We start from the raw sequence: 21092 nt of genomic DNA on the forward strand, positions 1-21092 counted from the left end.
CGCGCGTGGCCGTCGGATCCGCGGATCATCCGCGAGGTGTATTGACCGATGCCGCTCCGTCGCATGGGATGGAGGGACATGAGCACGCGTGGGGAGTCCTCGACCACCGCGGCGGTCGGGGGCGGCCGTCGCGTCCAGCGATCCCGCACGCCCTTGGTCGGTGGGCTGACCGCGGCACTGGTGGCGGGCCTCCTGGCACTCGCCGTGGTGCCGGCCGCCGCCGCGACGGCCGACCCGATGCCCACCGCGGCCGCCGCCGCGACGGCCGACCCGGCACCCGCACCGGCAGCCGACGACGCCCAGGCGCCCGCTCCGGGGAACCAGCAGGCCGACCTGCAGCCGCAGCCCTCCACCGGTTCGCCGACCCCGACCACGCCGCCCAGCGGACAGCCGCCCGTCGACCCGACGATCGCCGATCCGGGCGACCTCACCACCACGACGGCTCGGTTCGAGGGCACGGCGATGCCCGGCCACCGTGTGCGCGTGATCGACCCGGCGCTGACCAGTTCCTCGATCTGCACCGACATCACCGACGGCGCCGGCACGTGGAACTGCTACGGCCGGGTCCGGACCGGACCGCACCAGGTCTTCACGGTGCAGGACGTCACCGATCCCTCCCGCCGCACCGCCGACGCCCCCGCAGCGGACGTGGTCGTCCCGCCGGTGATCGGCACGCGGGACCCCACCACGGGCACGGTCGTCGGCACCGGTGACGTCGGGACGACCGTCACGGTCTCGGTCTCCGGGTCCTCGGCCGTGCGGACGGCCACGGTCGGGTCCGACGGACGGTGGATCGTGTCGTGGTCGACGGGCGCCGCACCCCATCCGAGCGGCACCGTCACGATGACGGCCACCGCGACCGCCAGCACCGCCGACGGCTTCCGCTCCGACCTGCGCAGCGCAGCGTCCGCCCCGGTGTCGGTCACGTTCGACCGGACGCCACCGAGCGCGCCCACGATCACCTCGCCCCGGGCCGGCCAGCAGGTCCCGACGTCCGCGCTGACCGTGCGCGGCACCGGAGAGCCGCGTGCGCAGCTGACGGTGTACGTCGATCGCGCCCCGGTCTGCGGTGCCACGGTCGCCGCGGACGGCACGTGGTCGTGTACGACCTCCGGGATCCGCCTCGCCGTGGGGGCGCGGACGATCACCGCGCTGCAGCACGACGCCGCGGGCAACCACTCCAGCTCGTCGTCGCCCGTCACGGTCGTCGTCGCGGCGACCCCCGGTGCGACCGGGTCGACGTCCACGAGCCCGGACGACACCGGCACCGGTGGCAGCTCCGGGTCTCCGGGCAGCAGCAGCGCGACCGGGACCGGCGGGACGCCCGGCAGTGGCGGCACCACGGGGCACGGCGACGGTGCGGCCGGCAGCACGGGTACGCCCGGAGCGGGCGGCAGCGCCGGTGGAGCCGCGGGTGGGACCGGCACGGGTGACAGCGCCACGAACGGCGGATCCGGCTCGGGCTGGTCCGGTCCGGCGGGCGACTGGTCGATCGCCACCTCGTTCGACCGGACCGTCCCGACGATCCAGTCCGCCGCCTCGTGGGAGACCCTGGCGATCGCCGCGGCCGTCGCGCTCGGCTTCCTGGTGCTGATCGCCGGTCCCGCGCGGATGGTCGCACGCACCCTGCGCGGACGCGTCGCACTCCGGTTCGGCTCGTTCACCGGCCGCAACCGACCACGCTCCGAGCGCCGTCGCGGCGACGACGCACTGCCGGCCTGGGCCTCGGTGTCGATCGCAGTGGTGCTGGCCACGGTCCTGACCCTGCTCGGCGTGGGCATCTCGCTCGAGGCGCGCTACGTCCGGCTCGCGATCGCCGTGCTGCTCGGCGCCGGGCTGCTCGCCGCCGCGGTCGTGCTGGCGACCCGGTGGGCCGCGGGCGCCGACCGGCACACCGTGGGCTTCCGCGTCTCGCCGTGGCTGGTGCTCTCGGCGGTCGTCGCGTGCGGCATCACCCGCGCCGCGGACCTGTCTCCTGCCCTGGTGCTCGGCGTGCTGCTGGTTCCCGTGGGCCGGCCCGACGCGGACACCGGGGCGATGCGACTCGGTACCGCCGTCGCCGCCGGTGCCCGGAGCGCCACGTGGCGCTCCGGCGCACTGCTGGTCCTGGCGGTGTCCGGCTGGGTGGTGCACAGCGTGACGACCGGGTCCGGGTTCTGGAGCGCGCTCGTGTCCGAGGTCGCGATCACGCTGTGCGTCGGCGGTCTGGGCTCGCTCGTGGCGACGCTGCTGCCGCTGGCAGGGTCGGCCGGCAGCGCGCTGTGGGCGCACTCGCGGGCGCGGTACGCGTCGATCGCCGCGGTGGTCGTGGCGCTCGGGGCGGCGGTCTACTCGGGGCCCGCAGGCACGCACTTCTCCCCCGTCGCGATGGCCGTGATCGCCGGCGTGTGCGTCGCGGTGGCACTCGGGACCTGGCTGTGGGTCCGGCTGGTCGACGCCGAGGACGCCACGCGGGTCTGACGGCTCCCGACAGCGCGCCCGGCAGGGTCCTGCAGCCGCCTCCCCGCGCGCCGTGGACGTCGCCGGGGCCCGCCGCGGCCCGGGCCCTCGGCCGAGCATTACAGTGGCGATCGGCGCGCATCGCTGACGGTGCGACGCACCACGACGGTGCGGGGCAGCACCGGACGAGCCCAGGGAGCGACGATGACCGACACCCGATCCGACTACGACGCCACGCGCTTCCGCGACGTCTTCGAGCACAGCTACACCTACGCCAACGGGTTCGCGCGGAACACGCACCGCTTCGCCGGTCGGCCTGCGCTGCGCGACCCCGACACCGACCGCTCGTGGACGTACGCCGAGCTGGGGGACGCGGTCGACCGGATCAGCGGCTGGCTGGTGCGACACGGCGTCGGCCCGGGCTCGGTCGTCATGGTGGAGCTGTTCAACTCCCCCGAGTTCGCGATGCTGTACCTGGCGTGCCACCGCATCGGCGCGGTGTTCTCGCCGACGAACTTCCGGCTCGCCCCGGACGAGGTCGCCTTCATCATCGAGGACTCCGCCCCCGTCGTCCTGGTCCACGACGTCGTGCGCGCGGCCGAGATCGGCGCCGCTCTGGAGACCGCCCCGCACCGGCCGGACCACGTCGTCGTGCTCGGAGCGCCCGAGACGGACACCGCAACCGACGGAACGGGTGCGACGAGCGCACCAGCGACGAGCACGACCGGCACACCGACGAACGCGCCCGCGCCCGGCACCGCGTTCGGCGCGCTCCTCGCCGCCGACCCCGTCACCGCCGACGAGCTCGCGCCGACCGAGCCCCGCGACACCTTCGCCGAGACGACCCGGCTGTACACCTCGGGCACGACCGGACGCCCCAAGCCCGTCCCGCTGCCGAGCCTGGTCGAGGTGCTCAGCGCGCACGACGTGATCATGCACTTCCCGCTCAGCCCGTTCGACAAGACGCTCAACATGTCCCCGCTCTTCCACCGCGGCGGCCTGTACTCGGGCGGCCCGAACCCGGTGTTCTACGTCGGTGCCGAGCTGACCACGCTGAAGCACTTCGACGCCGACCGCGTGCTCGACCTGGTGGAGTCCGAACAGCTGACCTTCCTGATCGGTGCCCCGCCGAACCTGGTGCAGCTGGCGAACGCGCAGGAGCGCCGGCCGCGCGACCTGTCGAGCCTGCACGGCATCGTCACGATGGGCGCACCGCTCGACCGTGCCGCGGCCCTGCGGTACCAGGAGCTGCTGTCCCCGCGCATCTTCAACGGGTACGGCACGACCGAGACCTTCTGGAACACGTTCCTGCGCCCCGAGGACTTCCCCGACGGCGCGGGCTCGACCGGCCGTGCATCGACCGACGACGACGTCGCCGTGGTCCGGGTGTACCAAGACCGGCTGGCCGACCCGAGCGACACCGTGCCGAAGGACGGCAGCGAGATCGGCGAGTTCGCGGTCCGCACGGTCAAGTCGGGCTACTCGTACCGGAACCCGGGGCTCGAGGCCGAGAAGTTCGCGAACGGCTGGTTCTACCCGGGCGACCTGGCCACGTGGGACGAGCACGAGCGGGTGACGATCGTGGGCCGCAAGGACGACATGGTCATCTCCGGCGGCGAGAACGTGCACCCGGTGCAGGTCGAGGCCGTCCTGCAGGAGCACGCAGGCGTCGCCGACTCGATCGTGGTCGGCGTGCCGGACGAACGGTGGGGCGAGGTCGTCGTCGCGTTCATCGTGCGCGCCGACCGCGGACTGCCCGAGGACGACACCGCCGCGGCCGCCGAGCTCGAGACGTGGACGACCGAGCACCCGGGCCTGGCCCGCTACAAGCGTCCGCGCCGCTACCGCTTCGTCACCGACCTGCCGTACAACGCGACCGGCAAGAAGGTGCACTACCTGGCCAAGGCGCAGGCCGAGGACGAAGCGGACCGCTTCATCGAGCCCTGACGGGCGGCGGACTGGAGGCGTGTGGCGGGCCCGCCACGGGCCTCCAGTCCGCCCGCCGGTGCGCCCACGGCCCGCAGCGGCTCAGTGCGCGGGTGCGTTCCGCCGGAACAGGCCGGGCAGCAGCCCACCGATCTTCGTCCCGACGCACAGGCTGACGAACGTCGCCAGCGGCGTCGCCAGCGCGACGGGGTCGAGCGTCGAGACCGCGACGAGACCGACGGTGCCCGGCACGAGCAGCAGGAAGGCGGGGAAGAACGAGATCGTCGCCGGGATCACCGGGACCAGCCGCTCCACCAGCCGGGTCGCGATGAACAGCAGGGCCGCGGTGGCACCGGTCGCGACGACGCTGCCCCACAGGGGGCTCGTGCCGCTGACCAGCGCGTACGCCGTCACCATCACCGCGACCGACACCAGCGTCAGGCGCCACCCGGAGCCGAACACCAGACCGAGCCCGAGGGCCAGGACGACCACGGCGACCCACGACACCCAGTAGGACGGCACCGACTCCCAGCCGCCCCGGGCCGTCCCGATCCCGGCGACCTCGCCGACGAGTGCCGCCGAGCGTGGGTCGACGTGCAGCCCGGTGAGCGCGCTGCCGGCGGCGATGCCCGACGCCATGAAGCCGAGCATGATCACGCCCTGCACCAGCCGCGAGGCACCCGTCACGATGTCCGCCGCGGTCAGCTCGAGCAGCGCGTTCGTGATGAGCGCGCCGGGGACGAACACCGCCACGGGAGCGCACACGGCGAACAGCGGCACGTGGTCGAACCCCGTCCACGCGGCGACGAGTCCGACGACCGCGGTCGACATGAACGCCGCCAGGAACGGGATGATCGCCACGGCCTCGCGGAAGCGGCGGAGCAGCAGGCCGATGACGCCGACGAGTGCGCCGACGCCGAGCGTGACCAGGATCGCCCACCAGGGGCAGCGGAACACGACGGCCAGCCCCGCGGCTGTCAGGGCGTTGCCGGCGATCCAGGGCAGCGCGGCCGGCGGGCGGGTGCCGGCGCGGATGGCACGGACCCGGGCGGGGATCTCCGCCAGGGCGATCGACCCGCTCTCGAGCCCGAGCACAAGGCGGTTGGCGCGGGCGGCCTGGCGGAACGACAGCTCGATGCCCTCTGCGTTGACGATCGTGGCCGACCCGGTCGCGGTCTCGCTCACGATCACCAGCGCGGGCAGCACCCCGACGGCGAGCTCCGGGCCGATCCCGGCGGACTGACGGGCCTTGTCGAGCGCCGAGCGGACGTCCGTGACCGAGCTGCCCGCGTCGAGCAGCAGGGCACCGAGCGTGCCGAGCAGCATGCCGACGGGGACGGTCTCGCCGTCGACGACCTCGACGTGCGCCTCCGGCTGTCGCAGGACGCCACGGAGGTTCGCGAGCGCACTGCCGAATCCCACCACGTGCGTCATGGTACCGAGCAACCGCCCCCGTCAGAGCGCGCCCGGACGTCGCAGAACGCGGATGCCGAGCTCCGAACGACGTCGGACGGACGGTACGCGCATTCCACGGTTCCTGCCCAGGTTCGACCCCTAGGTTCCCTAGCAATCGCAATCGCGGGAACTCTCCTGTTCGGCCGAAGGGCTGTTCCTGATGGAAGCAGCTCGTTGCCGTCTTCATCGACCCTGTACCGTCCCACGACTCCCCGAGCACCCGGAGCGACCTCCGGTACCTCGACCTACAAGGACCTCCTCGAAGAAGTCCGATCAGCTGGCCTCCTCGAGCGCCGCGTCGGCTTCTACTGGGGTGTCTTCAGCGTGCTGATCGCCCTCGTCGCGATCTGCTGGGTCGCGGTCGTGATGCTCGACGGTTCGTGGTTCGTGCTCATCCCGGCCGGCGTGCTGGGCGCGCTGTTCACGCAGTTCGCGTTCCTGGCGCACGAAGCCGCGCACCGCCAGGTGTTCGCGTCGCGCAAGTGGAACGACCGGGCCGGACGCATCGTCGGCACGTTCCTGGTCGGCCTGTCGTACACGTGGTGGATGAACAAGCACAACCGCCACCACGGCAACCCGAACACCATCGGCAAGGACCCCGACATCGCGCAGGACACGGTGTCCTTCATCGAGGAAGACGCCGCAGAACGCCGTGGACTCCTCCGCGCACTGACGCGCGTGCAGGGCTGGGCGTTCTTCCCGCTGCTGACGATGGAGGGCGCGAACCTGCACTTCCTGGGCGTCAAGGCACTCGTCACCGGTCAGCACATCAAGGGCTCCGGCCGTGACCGCATCCTGGAGGGCGTCCTGATCGCCGCCCGCTTCGCGCTGTACTTCTGGGCCGTGTTCACGCTCATGCCGTTCGGCGTCGGCGTCGCCTTCATCGGCGTGCAGATGGCCGTGTTCGGCGTCATGATGGGCGGCTCGTTCGCCCCGAACCACAAGGGCATGCCGATCATCGCCGAGGGTGCGCGCATCGACTTCCTGTCCCGCCAGGTCCGCACCTCGCGCAACATCACCGGCGGTGTCTGGGCGGACCACCTGTTCGGCGGTCTGAACCACCAGGCGGAGCACCACCTGTTCCCGAGCATGGCGCGCCCCAACCTGCGCAAGGCCAAGCCGATGGTCAAGGCCCACTGCGCGAAGCACAACATCCCGTACACCGAGGCCTCGATCGGCCAGTCGTACGCCATCGTCGTGGCGTACCTGAACCGCGTCGGGCTCGCCGCGCGCGACCCGTTCACGTGCCCGATGGTGACCGGCTTCCGTCTGCACTGAGTCGCACGATCCTGCGTGCCGGAGCGGCGCGGTCCCTCGGGGCCGCGCCGCTCTGTCGTGCTGGGGTGTCGTGCTGGGGTGTCGTGCTGCTGCCGTGTCGTGCTGCTGCCGTGTGGTGCTCGCACCGTGCGCGGTTCGCGGCTGGTGCGAGGTTGACGGGGCGGTGCGGCGGAACAACGCCGCACCAGGCAGCCAGACCCGCACCGCGTTGCGGCCCGCACCGCGCCGGACGGGAGGATCGGCGCACGTCGCCAGCACGGCCTCCCGTCAGCACCGTGCGCGGTTCGCACCCCGTGCGCCGTTGACGGCGCCGTGCGGCGGAACAACGCCGCACCACCCCGCCAGACCCGCACCGTGCTGGCCCGCACCGCGCCCGGAGGCACGACGCAGCGGTACCCCCGGTGGGACTCGAACCCACAACTCAGCGATTTTAAGTCGCGTGCCTCTACCGATTGGGCCACGGGGGCGCGGCGGCACAAGCCTATCGACGACGACGGCGGCCACCCCGAGGGGCGGCCGCCGTCGTCGTGCGCGGTGCGACTACTTGGAGTCGGCCTTGATCGGCTCGGCGTCCTTCGAGACGTCCTCCGCCGGGGTGGCGTAGGCCGGACCGGCAGCGTCGGCCGGCTTGCCCTCTTCCGGCGCCGGCGCAGCGACGGCCTTGGGCTCGTCGGCGGTCGCGGGCTTCGGACGCGACGCGAACGCCTCGAACGCGGCACGCGGGGTCTCGCGGTCGTCGAGCGATGCGATGTCGCGGCCCAGGAAGAAGCCGCCGACCCAGTCGCCGATGACCCGCCACTTGCGCTCCCACGACGGCATGGCCAGACCGTGGTAGCCGCGGTGCGCGCCCCAGGCCAGGAAGCCCTTCATGGCGAACTTGCCGGACTGGAACACACCGATGCCGAGCCCCAGACCCGCGACGGCGCCGAGGTTCTCGTGCTTGTAGTCGACCGTGGCCTCGTTGCGCATGGTCGCGACCAGGTTCTTCGCGAGCTGCTTCGCCTGACGCACCGCGTGCTGGGCGTTCGGCACGCACATGCCACCGACGCCACCACCGGTCAGGTCGGGAACAGCCGCGACGTCGCCGCAGGCCCACGCGTCGGTGACGATCTCGCCCTCGTTCACGATGCGCAGGTCGGGCTGCACGGTGATGCGGCCGCGGGGCTCGAGCGGGAAGTCGGTGCCCTTGACCATCGGGTTCGCCATGACACCGGCGGTCCAGATGATCAGGTCGGACTCGATCGTCTCGATGGACTCGTCCTTGGCCTTGAGCTGGCACACGCCACCCACGGCCGATGCCAGCTGGGTCTCGAGGTGCACGTTCGCGCCGCGCTCGGCCAGGTTCTTGAGCACCCAGTGCGAGGTCTCCAGCGAGACCTCGGGCATGATGCGGCCCATGGCCTCGACCAGGTGGAAGTGCGTGTCGTCGAAGGACAGCTGCGGGTAGCTCTTCAGCAGGTCGGTGACGAACGAGCGGAGCTCGGCGAACACCTCGATGCCGGCGAACCCACCACCGACGACGACGACGGTGAGCAGACGGTCGCGCTCGGGGCCGGCCGGCAGGTTCGATGCCTTGGCGAAGTTCGTCAGCACCTTGTCGCGGATCGCGGCGGCTTCCTCGATGGTCTTCAGGCCGATCGCCTCGTCGGCGACACCCGGGATCGGGAAAGTGCGCGACACGGCGCCGGCGGTCATGACGACCAGGTCGTAGGACTCTTCCCAGGGCTCACCGAGCTCGGGGGTGATCGTCGCGGTCTTGGTGGCGTGGTCGACCTTCGTGACCTTCGCCGTGACGACGCGGGTCTTCTTCAGGTGACGACGGTGCGAGACGACCGCGTGACGCGGCTCGATCGACCCGGCGGCGACCTCGGGGAGGAACGGCTGGTACGTCATGTACGGCAGCGGGTCGACCATCACGACTTCGGCTTCGCCGGGGCGAAGGTGCTTCTCGAGCTTCCAGGCGGTGTAGAAGCCGGCGTAACCGCCGCCGACGACGAGGATCTTGGGCACGGGGGATGATCTCCTTGGAGTGGGGTGGCCAGCCGGGCGGCTGGTCAGACTTCGCCGCCACCCGCCCCGACTCCAGCGTCTGCGAGCCCATCATACGCCCGGCACTCGCACCGGTCGGGCGACCATGCAGCACGGTCGAGTGCCAGGTCACCGATGGGGTTCACGCCGGGTCCGGCAGCGAGGGTGTGACCGACGAGTGCGTGCAGGCACTTCACGCGGACGGGCATGCCGCCCGCGCTGATGCCGTCGATCTCGTCGACGTGCTCGATCGACTCGCGGTCGGCGAGGTAGGACTCGTGCGCCGCGCGGTACCGCTGCGCCATGTCGGGGTCCTCGAGCAACGAGGCCAGCTCGGGCATGACGCCCGTCGCCTCGAGTGTGCTGACGGCAGCGGTGGCTGCCGGGTGGCACAGGTAGTACAGCGTGGGGAACGGGGTGCCGTTGCCCAGGCGCGGCTTCGTCGCGACGACCGTGGGGTTGCCGCAGACGCAGCGTGCCGCGATGCCGACGACGTCGCGGGCGGGCCGGCCGAGCTGGGCCGAGACCACCTGCACGTCGCGGTCGGACGGCGGGTCGAACGGAGGGGTCGTCACGGGTACAAGAGGCTACCCGAGTTCGCGCCGACCTCGCACCGTGTGACGGAACGGCTACTTGCTGGTGCTGCCGGTGCCGGAGACGTCGGGGGCGACGAGTTCCTGCTCGGTCTCGTCCGACAGTCCCGACTTCAGGACGGACGACATCATCGCCTGCACCCAGTCGACCTTCGGGGTCTGCACCGTCGCGCTGACCGGGGTCCCCGAGTCCGTCGTCGGCTTGGCGTCACCCGTCCCGGCGCTCTCGCCGTCACCCATGACCAGGAAGCTCTGCTCACCCGGGTAGACGTAGAGCAGACGGTCGCGTGCCTGCGCCTCGATGTACGCGGGGTCGTCCCACCGCGCGACGTCCTTCTTCTTCTGCGCGACGTCGGACTTCTGCGCGGCGACCTCGTGCTGCTTCTGGGCGATCTGCTCCTGCTGCTGGATGAGCGTGCGGAGCGACGGCGCCAGGACGACGACGAACAGCACGATGACCGCCAGCATGATCAGGCTGAACCCGGAGAAGCGGATGGTGCGGTACCAGGGCTGTTCCGGCGTGGCGCCCTCGGGCATGGCCACGGGGACGCGGCGGACACGGGGTCTCTGGCTGGGCACGTGTCGACGATAACCCGGCTGCCGGGTGCGTCCGTGCCGCCGCGCCTCGTGTCGGCAGCCTCTCAGGACCACGGCGCCGAGACGGTGCAGCCGCAGACGACACGCGCCCCGTGCCTGCGGTCCGGGTCAGCGGACTGGAGGCACGGGGCGCGTGGTCCGGACCCGTCGGGTCCGGCTGGTGGCTGCGTCGACTACAGCGACGCGGACCGCGGGAACGCGGTGCGGCCGGCGTAGACCGCGGCGTCGCCGAGCTCTTCCTCGATGCGGAGGAGCTGGTTGTACTTCGCGACGCGGTCCGAGCGAGCCGGGGCGCCGGTCTTGATCTGACCGCCGTCGACCGCCACCGCGAGGTCGGCGATGGTGGTGTCCTCGGTCTCGCCCGAGCGGTGCGACAGGATCGCGGTCATGCCGTGGCGCTGTGCGAGCGACACCGCGTCGAGGGTCTCGGTGAGCGTGCCGATCTGGTTCACCTTGACCAGGATCGAGTTCGCTGCCTTGTCGTCGATGCCCCGCTGCAGGCGCTTCGGGTTCGTCACGAACAGGTCGTCGCCGACGATCTGCAGCTTGTCGCCGAGCTGGCTCGTCAGGTGCGACCAGCCTTCCCAGTCGTCCTCGGCCAGGGGGTCCTCGATCGTGGCGAGCGGGTAGTCGCGGGCCAGGTCGACGAAGTACTGCGTGAACTCCTCGCCCGACAGCTGCTTGCCCTCGAACGCGTACTTGCCGTCGGAGAAGAACTCGGTCGCGGCCACGTCGAGCCCGAGCGCGATGTCCTTGCCGGGGGTGAAGCCGGCCTTCTCGATGGCGGCGAGCAGGAAGTCGAGCGCGGCACGGTTCGACGCGAGCTCGGGTGCGAAGCCGCCCTCGTCACCGAGGCCGGTCGCCAGGCCCTGCTTCTTCAGTTCGCCCTTGAGCGCGTGGTAGGTCTCGACGCCCCAGCGGAGTGCCTCGGAGAACGACTCGGCGCCGTAGGGCACCAGGAAGAACTCCTGGATGTCGACGTTGGTGTCGGCGTGCGCGCCACCGTTGACGACGTTCATCAGCGGCACGGGCAGCGTGTGCGCGTTCGGGCCACCGAGGTAGCGGAACAGCGGCAGGTCGGCCGAGTCGGCAGCGGCACGGGCGACGGCGAGCGAGGCGCCGAGGATGGCGTTCGCACCCAGGCGCGACTTGTTCTCGGTGCCGTCGAGCTCGATGAGCGCGGCGTCGACGAGACGCTGGTCAGTGGCGTCGAAGCCCTCGAGCGCGGGGCCGATCTCGTCGAGGACGGCTTCGACCGCCTTGAGGACGCCCTTGCCGCCGTAGCGGGCCTTGTCGCCGTCACGCAGCTCGTACGCTTCGAAGGCGCCGGTGGAGGCGCCGGACGGGACGAGCGCGCGCGAGACGACGCCGTCGTCGAGGAGGACCTCGACCTCGACCGTCGGGTTTCCTCGGGAATCGAGGACTTCGCGTGCTCCTACGGCATCGATCACGGCCACGGGGTACTCCCTACACGTTGCGGTTGTGGTGCTTGCGGGACGATCCTACCGACGCGCGGTGAACGGTTCTGCGCCACCGGGTGTCGACTGTGGAGAACTCAGGCGAGCGGGCGGAACTCCACACCGGTGAGCGACTCGGTGTCGGCGTGCACGGACGCGAACGACCCGAACCCCTGTGCCGCCAACCCCGCCAGCAGGTTCTTCGTGTTCTTGGTCCGCCGTTCGAGCCGGACCCGCTGGTGCTGCTCGAGTGCCTCGGCCTTGAGCGCGGCGAGCCGGACCGGGTCGGCGTCCCTGTCGTAGACCAGCACGACGGCGTCGGACGCCGTGGCCTCGGGCAGGGTCACCAGGTCGACGAGCCGTTCGAACCCGAGCGAGAACCCGACCGCCGGCACGTCCTGGCCGAGGAAGCGTCCGATCATGCCGTCGTACCGCCCGCCACCACCCAGGCTGTACCCGAAGTCGGGGTGTGCGACCTCGAAGATCGTCCCCGTGTAGTAGCCCATGCCGCGCACGAGCGTCGGGTCGAAGCGCAGGGCGACACCGGGCAGCGCCTGACGCAGGCGGAGCAGGTCGTCGAACGCGGCGTCGTCGAGCCAGTCGGCGCCCGCGACGCTGTCCCAGTCGGCGGCCTCGAGCGCGCTGATCGTGTCCTCGAGCCCGGGCAGCTCGGCGCCCAGGTGCTCGCGGAGTTCGGCGGCCACCCCGGACGTCCCGATCTTGTCGAGCTTGTCCACCGTGATGAGCGCCCGGTCGGCCGCTGCCGGGTCGGTGATGCCCCACGACGCCAGCAGCGCGAGCAGGATCCTGCGGTCGTTGATGCGGATCGAGGTGCCGGTGACGCCGAGGGCATCGAGCGCGGCCGTCGTCGCCCGGATCAGCTCGATCTCGGCGAGCTGCCCCGGTTCGCCGAGGATGTCGATGTCGCACTGCACGAACTGCCGGTACCGGCCCTTCTGCGGACGCTCGGCGCGCCACACGGGTGCGATCTGCACCGAGCGGAACACCGTCGGCAGCTCGGCGCGGTGCGAGGCGTAGAAGCGGGCGAGGGGCACGGTCAGGTCGAAGCGCAGCCCGAGGTCGGCGAGGTCGAGCGGCGCGTCCGCGGTGCGCAGGTCCTCGACCGTGAGTCCGCGGCGCATGACCCCGAACGCGAGCTTCTCGTTGTCGCCGCCGAGCCCGGAGTGCAGCCGAGCCGCGTCCTCGACCACGGGCGTCTCGATCTCGTCGAAGCCGTGTCGGGCGTACACGCTCCGCACCACACCGAGGACGTGCTCACGCCGTGCCTTGTCCGCGGGGAGGAAGTCGCGCATGCCACGGGGTGCCGTCACGGTCGTTGCCATGCCCCCAATCCTGTCAGATCGTGCCCGTCGGGTTGCGAGCATCCCGACCCACTGATATTGTGGATGCAGAACCTCGGTACGGCAGGTGCCTGATCCACCCGCCGTACCGTTCGCGAGGGCACCGTGCTGCAGTGTGCCCCGCGGTTCGAGCGGGCTTCCCTGCCGGCGCACTGTCCCTGGTTGCGTCGTCTGCCCGCTCGCGGGCGTCCTCCTTTTTCGGGTTAGGAGGACGCCCGCACTTCTCTCCTGCACTCGCGCAGTGGACGCCCGCCCCGGCGTCCCCAATCGCGCAGCCGAAGCCCGCCCCGGCGTCCCCACTCGCGCAGCCGAAGCCCGCCCCGGCGTCCCCACTCGCGCAGCCGACGCCCGCCCCGGCATCCCCGCTCACTCAGTCGGCGGCTCGACCCTGGGCCTCGAGCTGTCGCACCGCTGCGCGCAGGCTCTCGATCGGGTCGATCCCGGACCGTCGGGCCTCCGCGATCGCGCCGAGCATGTCGACGCCCCAGCCGGCGTCCGCACCCGCAGCCCCGACGCCTGGCTGGACGACGACCCCGGCCCCGGCCCCGGCCCCGGCCTCGGCCGAGCCGACGACGGACGCGACGACCGTGTCGACGTCACCCCGCTCCTCCAGGCGCTCCAGCAGCTTCACCGCACGCTCCATCGGTGGCATCGCCCGCGGCACCCCGTCGAACACGCTCGTGCGCGACGACTTCTCGGCCGCCTTCGCCGCACGCCACACCCGGACGACCTCGTCGACGGTGTCCGCACGCTCGTCGCCGAAGACGTGGGGGTGCCGCCGGACCATCTTCTCGCGGGCGGACTCGGCGACGTCGTCCAGGTCGAACTCCCCTGCGCGTGCGGCGATCCCGGCGTGCAGGACGACCTGGTAGAGCACGTCGCCGAGTTCCTCGCGGACATCGTCGGTGTCGCCGTCCTCGATCGCGTCGACCAGCTCGTACGCCTCTTCCACGGCGTACCGGGCGAGCGATGCATGGGTCTGTACGCGGTTCCAGACGCAGCCGCTGTCCGGGTCCAGCAGGCGGTCGACGACGGCGGTCAGGTCCGAGACGGTCATGTCGTCAGTATCGGATATCCTGGCCCAGGCGTGTCGGGAAGTCTGGTCGACGGACCGTTTTCCGAACCCTCACGGAGTCCCATGCTCGCAGCAATCCGTTCCCCACGCTTCAGCGCCATCGCCCTGCTGGCCGCAGCCGTCCTCGGCCTCGTCCTGGCGAACACGCCGATCGGCCCCGGCCTCGAACACGTCCTCGACGCGCACGCCCCGTGGGGCGCCGTCGGCCTCGACCTGTCGGTCACGCACTGGATCAGCGACGGCCTGCTCGCGGTGTTCTTCCTGCTCGTCGCGATCGAGCTCAAGCACGAGCTGGTCGCCGGTGAGCTGTCGAACCCGAAGACGGCTGTCGTCCCGGCCATCGCGGCGATCGGTGGTGTCGTCGTGCCGGCGGGGATCTACCTGGCCGTCACCGCCGGCACGCAGTACACGTCCGGCTGGCCGATCCCCACGGCGACCGACATCGCGTTCGCGCTCGGTGTGCTGGCGATGTTCGGCCGAGGGCTCCCCTCGACGCTCCGGGTGTTCCTGCTGGCGCTGGCGGTGCTCGACGACCTGATCGCGATCATCATCATCGCCGTGGTGTTCGCGCACGACACGGACTTCCTGGCGCTCGGCGGCGCGGCCGTGCTGCTCGTGGTGTTCTGGCTGCTCGGCCGGATGCTCCGCCCGGGTCGCACCGGCCAGGGGTGGTTCATCGCCGGCATGGTCGTGGTCGGCGTGGTGACGTGGTGGCTGGTCTACCACTCGGGCGTGCACGCGACGATCGCCGGCGTCGCCCTGGGCCTCGTGCTGCCGCGCCGGCCGGGCCACACCCTGCACGAGCGGGTCGAACCCTGGTCGAATGCCATCGTGCTGCCCGTCTTCGCGTTCGCGTCCGCCGCGGTGGTCATCCCGGCCGTGGGCGTCGGCGAGCTCTCCCCCACGTTCTGGGCCGTCGTGCTCGCGCTGCCGGTGGGCAAGGTCGTCGGCATCACCCTGTTCGGCGTCGTTGCGACACGGCTGTTCCGCGGGCCGGGCCGACCGTCGCTGTCGTTCTGGTCGATCGTCACCGTCGGGGTGCTCGGCGGCATCGGGTTCACCGTGTCGCTGCTGATGAACGAACTGGCCTTCGCGGGCAACGCCGAGATCGTCGACGAGGGCGTGCTGGCCGTGCTGGTCGGGTCCGGCATCGCGATGGTAGCCTCGGCGATCGTGGTCAGCCTGCGCGCGCGGCACCACCGGGCACGGCGCGAGCTCTCCGAGGCCGAGGCGACGGAGTAGGGCGGCGGCGCGAGCGCGGCAGCCGTCCGGCGGAACGACAGGGTCGCCGTCGTACGACATCGGACATGTCGCGCGGGTGGCAGCCGTCCGGCAGAACGACACCGACGCTGTCGTACGACACCGGACTTGTCGCGACGAGTCGGGTGGTGACTACCCGGCCGCGGGCGCCTCGGCCGGAGCGGCCGCCCCGTAGACCGCGGTCAGGATGCTCTCGACCCACTGGATCAGCGCGTCGTCGGGCAGCGCCTGGTCGTGGGGACGCGGCATCGGGATGCTCGACGCGTTCTGCTGCGGGAACCACCGGGCACCGGGGAACATCCGCTTGAGCCGGACCTGGGACGAGTCGGCGAGCTCCTTGCCCGCGACGCGCAGGTTCGAGCCCATCACGACCACGTCGGACAGGCCGACCTGCTGGGCCATGCGTCGGAGCCGCGAGACCTCGACCAGGGTCTGCACGGGCTGCGGCGGGCTGCCGTACCGGTCGGTGAGCTCGTCGAGCACCAGGTCGATCGCGTCGTGCTGTGCGGTGGGAGCCGACGCCGCCGACAGCTTCTGGTAGGCCTCGAGCCGCAGCCGTTCGGACTCGACGTAGTCCTCGGGGATGTGCGCGTCGACGGGGATCTCGAGGCGCAACTCGGTCTGCCCCTCGGCGACATCCCCGCGGAACTGCGACACGGCTTCGCCGATCATGCGCAGGTACAGGTCGAAGCCGACCCCCGCGATGTGGCCGGACTGCTCGCCGCCGAGCAGGTTGCCGGCCCCACGGATCTCGAGGTCCTTCATGGCGACCTGCATGCCCGCGCCGAGCTCGTTGTTCGCCGCGATGGTCTCGAGCCGGTCCTGCGCCGTCTCGGACAGGGGCTTGTCGGCGTCGTACAGGAAGTACGCGTACCCGCGCTCACGGCCACGACCGACACGGCCGCGCAGCTGGTGCAGCTGCGACAGGCCGTACTTGTCGGCCCGGTCGATGATGAGCGTGTTCGCGTTCGCGATGTCGAGCCCGGTCTCGATGATCGTCGTCGAGACCAGCACGTCGAAGCGGCGCTCCCAGAAGTCGACCATCACCTGTTCGAGCGTCGTCTCGGACATCTGCCCGTGCGCGACGGCGATGCGGGCGTCCGGCACGATCTCGGCCAGGTGTGCGGCGACCGACTGGATGTCCTTGACGCGGTTGTGCACGTAGAAGACCTGGCCCTCGCGGAGCATCTCGCGCCGGATCGCCGCGGCCACCTGCAGGTCGGACTGGGGGCCGACGAAGGTCAGGATCGGGTGGCGGTCCTCGGGCGGGGTGGCGAGGGTCGACATCTCGCGGATGCCCGTCACGGCCATCTCGAGCGACCGCGGGATCGGCGTCGCGGACATCGCCAGCACGTCGACGTTGGTCTTGAGCTTCTTGAGCTGGTCCTTGTGCTCGACGCCGAAACGCTGCTCTTCGTCGATGATGACGAGCCCGACGTCCTTGAACTGCACGCCCTGCGACAGCAGACGGTGGGTGCCGATGACGATGTCGACCGTGCCGTCGGCCAGGCCGGCCAGGGTCTCCTTCGACTCCTTCTCGGACTGGAACCGGCTGAGCGCGCGCAGGTGCACGGGGAACCCGGCGAACCGCTCGGCGAAGGTCTCCATGTGCTGGCGCACGAGCAGGGTGGTCGGGACGAGCATGGCGACCTGCTTGCCGTCCTGCACGGCCTTGAACGCGGCGCGGATCGCCACCTCGGTCTTGCCGTACCCGACGTCGCCCGAGAGCAGCCGGTCCATCGGGATCGGGCGCTCCATGTCGCGCTTGATCTCGTCGATGGTGGTGAGCTGGTCGGCGGTCTCGGCGAACGGGAAGGCCTCTTCGAGCTCGCGCTGCCAGGGTGTGTCCGGACCGAATGCGTGCCCCTTCGACGCCATCCGGGCCGAGTAGAGCTTGACCAGGTCGACGGCGATGTCGCGGACGGCCTTGCGGGCCTTGGACTTGGCCGCGGACCAGTCCGAGCCGCCCATCTTCGACAGGCTCGGGGACTCGCCGCCGACGTAGCGCGAGAGCTGGTCGAGCTGGTCGGTGGGCACGAAGAGCTTGTCACCCGGGTAGCCACGCTTGGACGGGGCGTACTCGAGCACCAGGTACTCGCGCTGCGTCTTGACGGCGTTGCGGCCACCGGAACTCACTTCGCGCGAGACGAGCTCGACGAACTTGCCGATGCCGTGCGTGGCGTGCACGACGACGTCGCCCGGCTTCAGCTGCAGCGGGTCGACGACGTTCTTGCGGCGGCTGGCGAGCTTCTTGACCGTGCGGGCACCCTGCTGGGCGGTCCGACCGTAGAACTCGGCCTCGCTCAGCACGGCGATGCGCGGGTCCGGGATCGAGAAGCCGTGCTCGACCGTCGCCATCGTGACGATCGCGACGCCCGGCTGCGGCGGTGCGGTGACGGCCTCGGCCCGGGCTGCGACCCCGGCGTCAGCGAGGACCTGCACGGCGCGTTCGACGAGCCCCTGCCCCTGGGCGGTGACGACCACGGCCCAGCCGTCGTCGGTCAGCGCCTTGACGTGCGCGATCGCTCCGTCGGCGCTGCCCGCGAAGCTCGGGACCGCGTCGGCCCGGACGCGGACGTACTCCCCCGCCTCGGCCGCGGCGTCGGCGTCGCTGAGGGGCTCGTCGGCACCGCTGTCGAACGGCGAGATCGTCCACCATGTGCGGTCACCCCGCGCGGCACGGAGCTGCGGCACGGTCAGGAAGTTGCCCGCGTCCAGGTCGATCGGCGCCTGGGCTCCCGCGACGGCGGCGCTCCACGCGGCCTGCAGGAACTCCTGGTTGGTCTCGGCCAGGCTGTGCGCACGACCGCTCACCCGTTCGGGCGAGAACACCGCGATCGTCGCCTGGGTCGGAAGGTACGTCGTCATCGGCACGAGCTTGCGGACCAGGGCCGGTGCGAGGGACTCCATGCCCTCGACCGGGATGCCCTCGGCCACCTTCGCCAGCATCTGCGACAGGTTCGGGAACTCGTGGAGCATCTCGCGGGCGCGCTGCCGGACGTCGTCACTGAGCAGGAGCTCGCGCGAGGCGGTGAGCTCGACCGACTGCAGGTCGTCGTCGGTGGACCGCTGATCGGCCACCGAGAACGCCTTGATGCCGTCGATCTCGTCGCCGAAGAAGTCGACGCGCACCGGGTGGTCGGCCGTGGGCGGGAAGACGTCGAGGATGCCGCCGCGCACGGCGAACTCACCGCGGCGCGTGACCAGGTCGACGCGGGCGTACGCCAGGTCGACGAGCTGCGCCGCGATCGCGCCCAGGTCGTTGCCGCGTGACGCGCTGCGCAGCACGACTGGCGCGAGCTCGGTCAGGTTGTCGGCGATGGGCTGCAGCGCGGCGCGGACGCTCGCCACGACGACGGTGGTCTGGCGGTCGGCAGCGTCGGTGTCCTGCCATCGCTGCAGGGCGCGCAGGGTGGCGATGCGGGTGCCCACGGTCTGCGCGCTCGGCGAGAGGCGCTCGTGCGGCAGGGTCTCCCACGCGGGGAACTCGAGCACCTGCGTGTCGGGCAGGTAGCTCGACAGCGCGCCGCGCACGGCCTCGGACTCACGCCCGGTGGCGGTGATGACCAGGACGCACTGCGGCCCCTTCCGCTCGGCCAAGAGCGCCGCCAGCAGTGGCACGCGCAGGCCGTCGACCACCGAGAAGTCGGCGTCGCGAGGAGCGGCACGCAGGACGCGATCGAACGCGGAGGCGCGCGAGAGCGCAGGGATGATGCCCGAGATCGTCACTCAGGACATGGTACCGGCGACGCCCGACAGCGACCGCGCGGTGCGCGACGGGCGAACGGCGACTGGACGGCCGGCCTGCACGCCGACGTCAGTGTTCGCCGGGCTCAAGGTCGTCTGGTTGCGTCGGCCGGACGTCGTCGCGGTCACCGCGAGTGACCCGCCGCGTCAGGACCCGGGCAGTGAACGCCAGGGTCAGTCCGGCCACGGCCACCACGATGAGCGCGACCCACTGCAGCGGTCCGGCGGCCGCCAGGACGACGAGCGGGGTGACGGGCATCACGACGGCGCGTGGACGCGCTGCTGGGCGGCGAGCAGCCCGAGGTCGGCGATCGCCTCGACCGCGTCGGCCGCGTCCGCCAGCAGGTTGGGCAGCGTCTTCTTCTCGGTGGGCGAGAAGTCGCGCAGCACGTAGTCGGCCGGGTCCTGTCGTCCGGGCGGGCGGCCGATGCCGACGCGCACCCGGGAGAACTCGTTCGTGCCGGTGGCCTTGATGATGTCGCGCAGCCCGTTGTGGCCGCCGTGGCCGCCGTTGCCCTTGAGCCGGACGGTGTCGAACGGCAGGTCGAGCTCGTCGTGCACGACGACCAGGTCGGCCGGGGCCGCGCTGTAGAACCCGAGCACGCTGGAGACCGGACCGCCCGACGTGTTCATGAACGACCCGGGCTTGGCGAGTACCAGACGCGGCCCCCCCGGCACGAGCCGCCCTTCGGCGACGGTGTTCGGGGTCTTGTGCTTCTTGAACGTCGCACCCATCCGGGCAGCGAGTTCGTCGAGGACCATCTGGCCGACGTTGTGACGGTTCCCCGCGTAGTCGGGCCCGGGGTTGCCGAGCCCGACCACGACGAGGACACGATCCGTCATCAGCGTCGACCAGATGTCGTTCGAACGGGGGTGTTACTCGGACTCGGTCTCGACCGGCTCCGAGCCGCCCTCGGCGCCGGCTTCGGCACCGGCCTCGGCTGCGGCTTCGTCCGCGGCCTCGTCGTCGGCGGTCGCACGCGGGGTGACGATCTGCACGACGAGTGCCTCGGGGTCGGTCTCGAGCTCGGCGCCCTCGGGCAGGACCAGCTCGGAGGCGTGGATCTGCTTGCCGTCCTCGAGGCCCTCGACGTCGACGACGACGTGCTCGGGGATGTCGGTGGCGAGCACCAGCAGCGACACGGTGTTCAGGTCCTGCACGTGGATGGTGCCGGAGAAGGACTCGCCTTCGACGACGATCGGGACGTCGACGGTGACCTTCTCGCCACGACGCAGCACGACCAGGTCGATGTGCTCGATGATCTGACGCACCGGGTCACGCTGGACGTCCTTGACGAGGGCGAGCTGCGCCGTGCCCTCGATGTCGAGGTCGACGACCGCGTTGGCCGTACGGACGAGCAGCATGGTCTCGTGGCCGGGCAGGCTCACGTGCTTCGGCTCGGTCCCGTGGCCGTAGATCACGGCGGGGATCTTGTCGGCAGCGCGGAGCTTGCGGGCAGCGCCCTTGCCGAACTTGGTGCGGACTTCCGCTGCGAGCTTGGTGTAGTCGGCCATGGTGCCTCCTGGTCTGGGGAACGAGGCCGGGGTGCCGGCATCGTGGGGTCTGTGGTGTTGCAACTCGAACGCGTGCACGCGTGAGGAACGGTCCCAGAGCTTGCCGGGTCATCCGCCGCGTCGATCACGGCCGCGCGTACGCGGCCCTCGCCGAAGTCGTCCACAACTCTACCAGTACCCGCCCGGGCGTGTCGGCCACCGCGGGAGTGGAGGTTCCGCGTGTGGGAGTGGACGTTCCGCGCGTGGGAGGTCGGATCGCCCACAGACTGTCGGGAGTTCCGACCCACGATGCGCGATTCGACTTCCGTCGCGCGCGGTGTGGGCGCACCGCACCGGCGGTGGGGGGGGGGGGGGGGGGGCG

Annotated in this window: 15 protein-coding genes and 1 tRNA gene; 4 read left to right on the plus strand and 12 right to left on the minus strand. The window is 71.5% G+C overall.

The window, feature by feature from the left end:
- The first annotated feature begins 78 nt into the window (after window positions 1-78).
- A complete protein-coding gene (locus tag MT346_RS03705; RefSeq protein WP_243561414.1) occupies window positions 79-2460 on the plus strand; it encodes an Ig-like domain-containing protein in 2382 nt (793 codons plus the stop codon).
- 183 nt (window positions 2461-2643) lie between these two features.
- Entirely contained in the window at window positions 2644-4386 is a 1743-nt protein-coding gene (locus MT346_RS03710; RefSeq protein ID WP_243561415.1) for a class I adenylate-forming enzyme family protein, read from the plus strand.
- Window positions 4387-4467: 81 nt separating this feature from the next.
- On the opposite strand, the gene MT346_RS03715 is transcribed toward MT346_RS03710, so the two are convergent.
- A complete protein-coding gene (locus tag MT346_RS03715; protein WP_243561417.1) occupies window positions 4468-5790 on the minus strand; it encodes a threonine/serine exporter family protein in 1323 nt (440 codons plus the stop codon).
- Between the two features lie 204 nt (window positions 5791-5994).
- Between MT346_RS03715 and MT346_RS03720 the strand changes: the two genes are divergently transcribed.
- Window positions 5995-7098 carry an acyl-CoA desaturase gene (locus MT346_RS03720; RefSeq protein ID WP_243561419.1) on the plus strand — a complete coding sequence of 368 codons (1104 nt, stop codon included), beginning with the start codon at window positions 5995-5997 and terminating at the stop codon, window positions 7096-7098.
- A gap of 393 nt (window positions 7099-7491) precedes the next feature.
- On the opposite strand, the gene MT346_RS03725 is transcribed toward MT346_RS03720, so the two are convergent.
- The 7 genes from MT346_RS03725 to MT346_RS03755 form a co-directional block, all read right to left on the minus strand.
- Window positions 7492-7565, minus strand: a tRNA-Leu gene (locus MT346_RS03725).
- A 73-nt stretch (window positions 7566-7638) separates the two neighbouring features.
- On the minus strand, window positions 7639-9108 hold the full coding sequence (locus MT346_RS03730; RefSeq protein ID WP_243561420.1) for an FAD-dependent oxidoreductase: 1470 nt from the start codon (window positions 9106-9108) through the stop codon (window positions 7639-7641).
- Between the two features lie 44 nt (window positions 9109-9152).
- Window positions 9153-9701 (minus strand): DUF501 domain-containing protein, encoded by a 549-nt coding sequence (locus MT346_RS03735; protein ID WP_243561421.1) that lies wholly within the window; start codon window positions 9699-9701, stop codon window positions 9153-9155.
- A gap of 54 nt (window positions 9702-9755) precedes the next feature.
- Window positions 9756-10298 (minus strand): septum formation initiator family protein, encoded by a 543-nt coding sequence (locus tag MT346_RS03740; RefSeq protein ID WP_243561422.1) that lies wholly within the window; start codon window positions 10296-10298, stop codon window positions 9756-9758.
- Between the two features lie 191 nt (window positions 10299-10489).
- A complete protein-coding gene (eno, locus tag MT346_RS03745; protein WP_243561423.1) occupies window positions 10490-11773 on the minus strand; it encodes a phosphopyruvate hydratase in 1284 nt (427 codons plus the stop codon).
- A gap of 98 nt (window positions 11774-11871) precedes the next feature.
- Window positions 11872-13116, minus strand: coding sequence for a histidine--tRNA ligase (gene hisS / locus MT346_RS03750; protein ID WP_243561424.1), 1245 nt, complete (start codon window positions 13114-13116; stop codon window positions 11872-11874).
- 388 nt (window positions 13117-13504) lie between these two features.
- Window positions 13505-14191: a MazG family protein gene (locus MT346_RS03755; RefSeq protein WP_243561425.1), complete on the minus strand. Its 687-nt coding sequence runs from the start codon at window positions 14189-14191 to the stop codon at window positions 13505-13507.
- Window positions 14192-14272: 81 nt separating this feature from the next.
- Between MT346_RS03755 and nhaA the strand changes: the two genes are divergently transcribed.
- Window positions 14273-15451, plus strand: a complete 1179-nt coding sequence (gene nhaA, locus MT346_RS03760) for a Na+/H+ antiporter NhaA (RefSeq protein WP_243561426.1) — start codon at window positions 14273-14275, stop codon at window positions 15449-15451.
- Between the two features lie 150 nt (window positions 15452-15601).
- On the opposite strand, the gene mfd is transcribed toward nhaA, so the two are convergent.
- The 4 genes from mfd to MT346_RS03780 form a co-directional block, all read right to left on the minus strand.
- Complete coding sequence (mfd, locus tag MT346_RS03765; protein ID WP_243561427.1) at window positions 15602-19198, minus strand: transcription-repair coupling factor; 3597 nt, start codon at window positions 19196-19198, stop codon at window positions 15602-15604.
- 88 nt (window positions 19199-19286) lie between these two features.
- Complete coding sequence (locus MT346_RS03770; protein WP_243561428.1) at window positions 19287-19475, minus strand: hypothetical protein; 189 nt, start codon at window positions 19473-19475, stop codon at window positions 19287-19289.
- Window positions 19475-20059: an aminoacyl-tRNA hydrolase gene (gene pth / locus MT346_RS03775; protein ID WP_243561429.1), complete on the minus strand. Its 585-nt coding sequence runs from the start codon at window positions 20057-20059 to the stop codon at window positions 19475-19477. The genes MT346_RS03770 and pth overlap by 1 nt, the downstream gene beginning before the upstream one ends.
- Window positions 20060-20092: 33 nt before the next feature.
- Window positions 20093-20731: a 50S ribosomal protein L25/general stress protein Ctc gene (locus MT346_RS03780; protein ID WP_243561430.1), complete on the minus strand. Its 639-nt coding sequence runs from the start codon at window positions 20729-20731 to the stop codon at window positions 20093-20095.
- Window positions 20732-21092: the final 361 nt, after the last annotated feature.

This window comes from Curtobacterium sp. VKM Ac-2922 (assembly GCF_022815645.1).
Lineage (GTDB): Bacteria > Actinomycetota > Actinomycetes > Actinomycetales > Microbacteriaceae > Curtobacterium.